Here is a 6689-nt window from a genome sequence, read left to right as displayed (position 1 = left end):
GCCCGCGCTGCGGCGGGCCCCGGCCCCGTCAACGGTCCCGGCCCGAGCGATCGCACCGCGCGCACCGGTGGTGATGAGGGCGGCGACGTCACGCTCCACGAGGAGCAGGCGCACGTCGGCACCGAGCGGGTGCAGACCGGCAGGGCACGCCTGCGCAAGCACGTCGTGACCGACACCGAGCGCGTCGAGGTCCCGGTGCAGCGCGAGGAGGTCGTCCTCGAGCGCGAGCCCGCCGACGGCCGCTCCGGCGGCACCCTCTCGGAGGAGGAGGTCGACGTCACCCTCACCGAGGAGCGTCCGGTCGTGGAGAAGGAGACCGTCGCCACGGAGAACGTGCGCCTGGGCAAGCGGTCCGTGCAGGACGAGGAGACGGTCCAGACCGACGTCTCCCGGGAGGAGATCGAGGTCGACGGCGCGGACGGCCGTCGTGATCCGCGCACGGACGACGAGAACCGCGGGCGGGGCCTCTGAGGCTCCGGACGATCCCGTGACCGCGGCATGAGCGACGGGCGCGCCACCCTCGGGGTGTCGCGCCCGTCGCCGTCGTCGCAGGGCCCGCAGCGGCAGGACCTCCGACCTTCCCCCGCCGAGGAGAAGGGCATACCGTCGAGGTGCTGGCGCGATCAGCCGACATCACTGCACGCCGGAACTGAGGAGATCTCGTGACCGTCATCCCGACCTGGCCGAACCGACCGTCCACCGCACCCGGCACGGAGGAGCTCGCCGCTCTGCACGCCTGGTGGCGCGCCGCGAACTACCTCTCCGTCGGCCAGATCTACCTCAAGGACAATCCGCTTCTGCGCAAGCCCCTGCAGCGCGAGCACGTCAAGCCCCGGCTGCTCGGGCCCTGGGGCACCACCCCGGGCCTGACCTTCCTCTACGCCCACGCGAACCGGGCCATCGTCCAGCGCGGGCTGAACGCCATGTACATCACCGGCCCCGGGCACGGCGGCCCCGGCCTGGTCGCCGCTTCCTATCTCGAGGGCACCTACTCCGAGGTGTACCACGCAGTGAGCGAGGACGAGGAGGGGATGAAGCGCCTGTTCACGCAGTTCTCCTTCCCCGGCGGGATCCCCTCGCACGTCGCCCCGGAGACGCCCGGCTCGATCCACGAGGGCGGGGAGCTCGGCTACGCCCTCTCCCACGCCTACGGCGCCATGTTCGACAGCCCCGACCAGATCGCGTTCACCGTGGTAGGCGACGGCGAGGCGGAGACCGGGCCGCTGGCCACCTCCTGGCACTCCAACAAGTTCCTCAATCCCCAGCAGGACGGGGTGGTGCTGCCGATACTGCACCTGAACGGGTACAAGATCGCGAACCCGACTGTGCTTGCCCGGATCGGCGACGACGAGCTCGAGGCGCTGATGCGCGGCTACGGGCACGAGCCGCTGGTCTTCACCGGCGGCTTCGACGACGAGGATCCGCTCGAGATCCACCGCCGCTTCGCCGAGGTGCTCGATACGGCCCTCGACAGGATCGCAGAGATCAAGGCCCGGGCCGCGGAGGATGCCGAGGCCGGCCGCGAGACCGAGCGCCCCGCCTGGCCGATGATCGTGCTGCGCACCCCGAAGGGCTGGACCGGCCCGAAGGAGATCGACGGCCAGCAGGCCGAGGGGTCCTGGCGCTCGCACCAGGTGCCGCTTGCCAGCGCCCGGGACACCGACGAGCACCTCGCCGAGCTCGATGCCTGGTTGCGCTCCTACCGCCCCGAGGAGCTCTTCGACGAGACCGGGAAGCTGGTCCGCGACGTCGCCTCCGCCGCCCCGACGGGCACGCTGCGGATGTCCGCGAACCCGTCGACCAACGGCGGCTCCGTGCTCACCCCGTTGCGCCTGCCCGACTTCCGCGAATACGGCGTGGACGTGCCCGAGCCCGGCGGCTCCGTCTCCGAGGCGACGCGGGTGCTGGGCACCTGGCTGCGGGACGTGGTGCGCGAGAACCCCTCGACCTTCCGCATCTTCGGGCCTGACGAGACCGCCTCGAATCGGCTCCAGGCCGTCTACGAGGTCACCGACAAGCAGTGGAACGCGGAGCTCGAGCACCACGACCGCTCCGAGCACCTCGCCCGGGCGGGCCGTGTCATGGAGATGCTCTCGGAGCACCAGTGCCAGGGCTGGCTCGAGGGCTACCTGCTCACCGGCCGGCACGGCATCTTCTCCTCCTACGAGGCGTTCATCCACATCGTCGACTCGATGGTCAACCAGCACGCGAAGTGGCTGAAGGTGACGAACGAGCTCGAGTGGCGCCGACCGATCGCCTCGCTGAACTACCTGCTGAGCTCGCACGTGTGGCGCCAGGACCACAACGGCTTCTCCCACCAGGACCCCGGGTTCATCGACCACATGGTCAACAAGAAGGCCGAGATCGTGCGGGTCTACCTGCCGCCGGACGCGAACACGCTGCTGTCCACCTACGACCACTGCCTGCGCTCGAAGCAGTACGTCAACGTGGTCGTGGCCGGGAAGCAGCCCAACCCGAACTGGCTGTCGATGGACGAGGCGGTCGAGCACTGCGCGCGGGGACTCGGCATCTGGGACTGGGCCGGCACCGAGCAGCTCGGCGAGGAGCCGGAGGTGGTGCTCGCCGCAGCCGGCGACATCCCCACCATCGAGGTGCTCGCCGCGGCGAAGATCCTCCGTGAGGAGATCCCCGACCTGCGGGTCCGGGTGGTCAACGTGGTGGACCTGATGCGGCTGCAGGACGAGTCCGAGCACCCGCACGGGCTCTCGCAGAAGGACTTCGACGGGTACTTCGGGGAGGACGTCCCGGTGGTGTTCGCCTATCACGGCTATCCATGGCTGATCCACCGCCTCGCCTACCGCCACGACCGGCATTCGCGCATCCATGTGCGCGGCTACAAGGAGGAGGGCACCACCACCACGCCCTTCGACATGCTGATGCTCAACGACACGGACCGCTACCACCTGGTGATGGACGTGATCGACCGCGTCGACGGTCTGGGAACGCGATTCGCCGGACTGCGCCAGCGCATGGTCGATGCCAGGTTCCGCGCCCGGGCCCACGCCTACGAGCACGGCGAGGACGCCCCGGACATCACCGCCTGGCAGTGGGGCGACGGCGGCGACGCGGTCTCGAACGAGCTGGAGGACACCGGCGGCGACAACGAGTGACCCCGTCCCGTCCCGGCCCGCGGGCCGGGACGAGGCCCGGTGTCGAGTCGGGCTCAGATGCGGGGCGTTCGGGGTCAGGGACGTGGGTCGGTGCCTGAGGATCCGCCGAGCGCGAGGCGCACCCGGCGACGGGGCGGTTCCCGGCCCGTACTCTTGTCGCAGCGGGCGCTGCGACGCACCAGCGAGGCGAGGAGAGCGGGAGGCGAGGGCGATGAGCGAGCCGGAGAAGGACCGGGATCAGGGCGCCGACGCGGACGTCGACGGCGGGGAGCTGATCCGCCGGATCGTGCGCGTGCACGGAAGCGTCCAGGGCGTCGGCTTCCGGATGGACGCCGCCAGGGAGGCGGCGCGACTCGGCGCCGCCGGGACCGTGCGCAACCTGTGGGACGGCACCGTCGAGGCGGACGTCGAAGGCACGACGGAGGTGGTCGAGGCCATGCTCGACCACCTCCGTCAGGGGCCTTCCAGCGCCCGCGTCGAGGGGATCGACGTGCGCCGCGAGACGCCGCGCGGCCAGACGGGCTTCCGGATCAGCGGCTGAGGGAGGCGAAGGCCTCGCCGATCTCCTGCTCGCCGTCGTTGAAGGTCACGAACTTCCCGACGGATCCGGTCTCGGCGAGCGCAGCGACGATCGTGCGCGCGACGTTGCCGCGCGAGACCGTGCCGGACTCCGAGGCGGCAGTGTCGATGCGACCGGTCGGCTCCTCGAGGGTGAGGCCCGAGGGACCGAGGATCGTCCAGTCCAGTCCCGTGCCGCGCAGATGCTCGTCGGCCCGGGCCTTCGCCTCGGCGTAGGTGTGGAAGGAGCTGTCCTCGGGAACGCCGTGGTCGAGCGAGGCGCCGAAGTAGCTGACCATCACATAGCGGGTGACGCCGACGCGCTCGGCGGCGTCCATCGAGGCGACCGCCGCGTCGTGGTCGACCGCACGGGTGCGCTCGGGGTCCCCGCCGCCGGCGCCTGCGGTCCACACCACGGCGTCCTTCCCGCGCAGGAGCTCGTCCCAGCCCTTCTCGTCGAGGGTCTCGATGTCAGCGAGAACAGCCCTCGCGCCCGTCGCCTCGACCTCGCCTGCGTGCTCGGGGTTGCGGATCACGGAGTGCACCGTGTGACCGGCTTCGACCAGCAGCGGGGCCGCGAGCAGCGCGACCTTCCCATGTCCTCCGATGAGTGCGATATCCATGCCCTCCACTCTGTCACCGGCGCGGCGGCGCGTCGAGGGGAGGTCGCGGATGTTCGCCGTGCGGGGAAGACAGGACGATCTCGTGCCGAGGAGCTGATCGGAGCCGGGCCGTGGGCTTGACCGGACCCGTGGCCTGATCATGGTCCCTGCGGAGCGATCCGCAGCTCCTGCACCGTTATCCTGAGCCCGGTCGCGCCCGCGGCCGTCTCCTCGGAAGAAGGACTCCCATGGCCGGTGGACTCGCCGCCCTTCTCGACGACGTCGCCGCGCTCGCGCGCCTCGCGGCGGCCAGCGCGGACGATGTCGCCGCGGCCTCCGCCAAGGCAGGCTCCAAGGCGATCGGCGTCGTGATCGACGATGCCGCGGTGACGCCGCAGTACGTCCAGGGCATCAAGCCCAACCGGGAGTTGCCGATCATCTGGCGGATCACCAAGGGCTCGCTGCGCAACAAGATCGTCTTCATCCTTCCGGTCCTGCTGCTGCTGAGCGTGTTCGCCCCCTGGCTGCTCACCCCGATCCTCATGCTCGGCGGCCTGTACCTCAGCTTCGAGGGCGCCGAGAAGGTCTGGGAGCTGGTGCGCGGCAAGCCCAAGGAGGCGCCTGCGAGCACCAAGGGCGCCGGGGCGGAGGACAAGGTCGTCTCGGGCGCCGTGCGCACCGACCTGATCCTCTCGGCCGAGATCATGGTGATCTCGATGAACTCGGTGGACACCGACAGCCTGTGGACCCGCGCCGCGGTGCTCGTAGTGATCGCCGTCGGCATCACCGCGCTGGTCTACGGCGCTGTGGGCCTGCTGGTGAAGATGGACGACATCGGCCTGGCGATGGCCAAGGACGAGGACGCCTCCGAGGGGAAGAAGCGCTTCGGCCGCGGCCTGGTCGGCGCGATGCCGCGGGTCATGGACGTGATCAGCTACGTCGGCATGATCGCGATGCTGTGGGTGGGCGGCCACATCCTGCTGGTCGGCACCCATGAGCTCGGGCTCGCCCAGCCCTACGGTCTGGTGCACCACCTCGAGGGTCTGGTCGCGGGGGTCGCCGGCGTCGGCGCGCTGCTCGCCTGGCTGGTCAACACCTTCTTCTCCTTCGTGTTCGGCCTGATCATCGGCGGGATCCTCGCCGTGATCGTGCACTTCCTGCCCTTCGGCCACCACGGCGGCGGCGAGGAGCACGGCGAGGGCGAGGGGCACGCCACGGCCGACGGACGCGGCACCGCCGACGCGCACGATGCAGGAGCCGGCAGCGATCAGGAGCCCGCCGGCGACTCGACGGAGCCGCCGGCCGCCCGCTGAGTCCGTGCCCGGTGAGGCGCCCGAGCAGCCGACGGTCGTCTCGGCCCGCTCCGCCGCCGACGGCGTGCAGGTGCGATGGCGGGCCCGCGGCGCCACCTCCGTCGCGCTGTGGCATCTGCCCGACGAGGAGATCGGCCAGGCGCAGCTCGCCGACGGACGCCACCTCGTCGCCGTGGTGCGGGCCGAGCGCGCCGCGGGCGAGATCGTCCACGAGGGCGTCGACGGGAGCGGGTTCTACGCCGTCACCGCCTATGACCGCACCTGGCAGCAGAGCGAGCCCTCCGGGGCCGTGGCCGTCCGCCGCTGACCCCGCCCAGCCCGGCCCGGAACCACGATCGGGTCAGGTTCTGAGCCATTCTCTATGCCGAAGTGGCTCAGGACCTGACCCGATCCGTCTGGTGCGTGCGCGTGGAGGGTGCAGGTCGCGGCGCGGTCAGCCCGCCGACGGGGTGACGGGCGGCTCGGCCGACCAGGGGAAGACGATCCACTCGTCGGTGCGGCGCCAGACGAAGTCCGGGTCCACGACCGAGCGGGGCTTGCCGTAGATGACGGCGCTGCGGGCGTCGGCGCCCATCTCGCGCATCAGGTCGAGCACGAGCGCGAGGGTGCGGCCGGAGTCGGCGACGTCGTCGACGACCAGCAGGCGCTTGCCCTTGATCGACTCGGTGTCGAGCATCGGGGCGAGCAGCACCGGATCGGGCAGGGTCTCGTGCACGTCGGTGTAGAACTCGACGTTGATCGCGTCGGAGAGCTTCACGCCCAGCGCATAGGAGAGCGCCCCGGCCGGGAGCAGGCCGCCACGGGCCACGGCGATGATGATCTCCGGCTCGAAGTCGGAGTCGGCGATCGTCTGGGCCAGCTCGCGCGAGGCGGTGCCGAACAGCTCCCAGGTCAGCACCTCCTTCCGGGCGAGCTCGGAGGAATCGGCGTGGTAGGCCTGGGTCATCGGGTCACAGCTCCTGTGGATGGGCGGCGCGGAGTGCTCCGATGGTAGCGGCCCGCCCGCCCCGCGCCTCCCTCGCGGCGGCGCGGGGATGGCCGATGCCTCAGTCCCGCCCCGCGCACCGGGCGCTCCCCGCCCCGCG

7 protein-coding genes are annotated in these 6689 nt (G+C 71.3%); 5 read left to right on the top strand and 2 right to left on the bottom strand.

Annotation, left to right across the window (positions count from 1 at the left end; translation table 11 throughout):
• From HMPREF3159_RS08635 to HMPREF3159_RS08625, 3 genes are all read left to right on the top strand, one after another.
• The coding region (locus HMPREF3159_RS08635; protein WP_141748145.1) for a YsnF/AvaK domain-containing protein at nt 1–471 on the top strand (471 nt) is incomplete at its 5' end.
• 191 nt (nt 472–662) lie between these two features.
• Entirely contained in the window at nt 663–3131 is a 2469-nt protein-coding gene (locus HMPREF3159_RS08630; protein ID WP_070500658.1) for a phosphoketolase family protein, read from the top strand.
• A gap of 211 nt (nt 3132–3342) precedes the next feature.
• Nucleotides 3343–3672, top strand: coding sequence for an acylphosphatase (locus tag HMPREF3159_RS08625; RefSeq protein ID WP_070500657.1), 330 nt, complete (start codon nt 3343–3345; stop codon nt 3670–3672).
• On the opposite strand, the gene HMPREF3159_RS08620 is transcribed toward HMPREF3159_RS08625, so the two are convergent.
• Nucleotides 3662–4312, bottom strand: a complete 651-nt coding sequence (locus HMPREF3159_RS08620; protein ID WP_070500656.1) for an SDR family oxidoreductase — start codon at nt 4310–4312, stop codon at nt 3662–3664. The two genes, HMPREF3159_RS08625 and HMPREF3159_RS08620, sit on opposite strands and share 11 nt — an antisense overlap.
• A gap of 227 nt (nt 4313–4539) precedes the next feature.
• Here HMPREF3159_RS08620 and HMPREF3159_RS08615 point away from each other — a divergent pair, with 227 nt between their 5' ends.
• The gene (locus HMPREF3159_RS08615; RefSeq protein WP_070500655.1) at nt 4540–5604 is read left to right on the top strand and encodes a DUF808 domain-containing protein; all 1065 of its coding nucleotides are present in this window, start codon (nt 4540–4542) and stop codon (nt 5602–5604) included.
• A 4-nt stretch (nt 5605–5608) separates the two neighbouring features.
• Complete coding sequence (locus HMPREF3159_RS08610) at nt 5609–5911, top strand: hypothetical protein (RefSeq protein WP_070500654.1); 303 nt, start codon at nt 5609–5611, stop codon at nt 5909–5911.
• A 126-nt stretch (nt 5912–6037) separates the two neighbouring features.
• On the opposite strand, the gene HMPREF3159_RS08605 is transcribed toward HMPREF3159_RS08610, so the two are convergent.
• A complete protein-coding gene (locus HMPREF3159_RS08605) occupies nt 6038–6550 on the bottom strand; it encodes a phosphoribosyltransferase (RefSeq protein ID WP_070500653.1) in 513 nt (170 codons plus the stop codon).
• Nucleotides 6551–6689 lie beyond the last annotated feature (139 nt).

The sequence above is a fragment of the Brachybacterium sp. HMSC06H03 genome, assembly GCF_001807385.1.
GTDB lineage: Bacteria > Actinomycetota > Actinomycetes > Actinomycetales > Dermabacteraceae > Brachybacterium > Brachybacterium conglomeratum.
The sequence above is the reverse complement of the archived record's forward strand: the minus strand, read 5'-3'. Positions and strand labels throughout refer to the sequence as shown.

Coding starts and splice junctions, on each gene's coding strand:
- HMPREF3159_RS08625 (WP_070500657.1), top strand. CDS start 3,343: ATGAGCGAGCCGGAGAAGGACCGGGATCAGGGCGCCGACGCGGACGTC.
- HMPREF3159_RS08620 (WP_070500656.1), bottom strand. CDS start 4,312: ATGGATATCGCACTCATCGGAGGACATGGGAAGGTCGCGCTGCTCGCG.
- HMPREF3159_RS08605 (WP_070500653.1), bottom strand. CDS start 6,550: ATGACCCAGGCCTACCACGCCGATTCCTCCGAGCTCGCCCGGAAGGAG.
- HMPREF3159_RS08615 (WP_070500655.1), top strand. CDS start 4,540: ATGGCCGGTGGACTCGCCGCCCTTCTCGACGACGTCGCCGCGCTCGCG.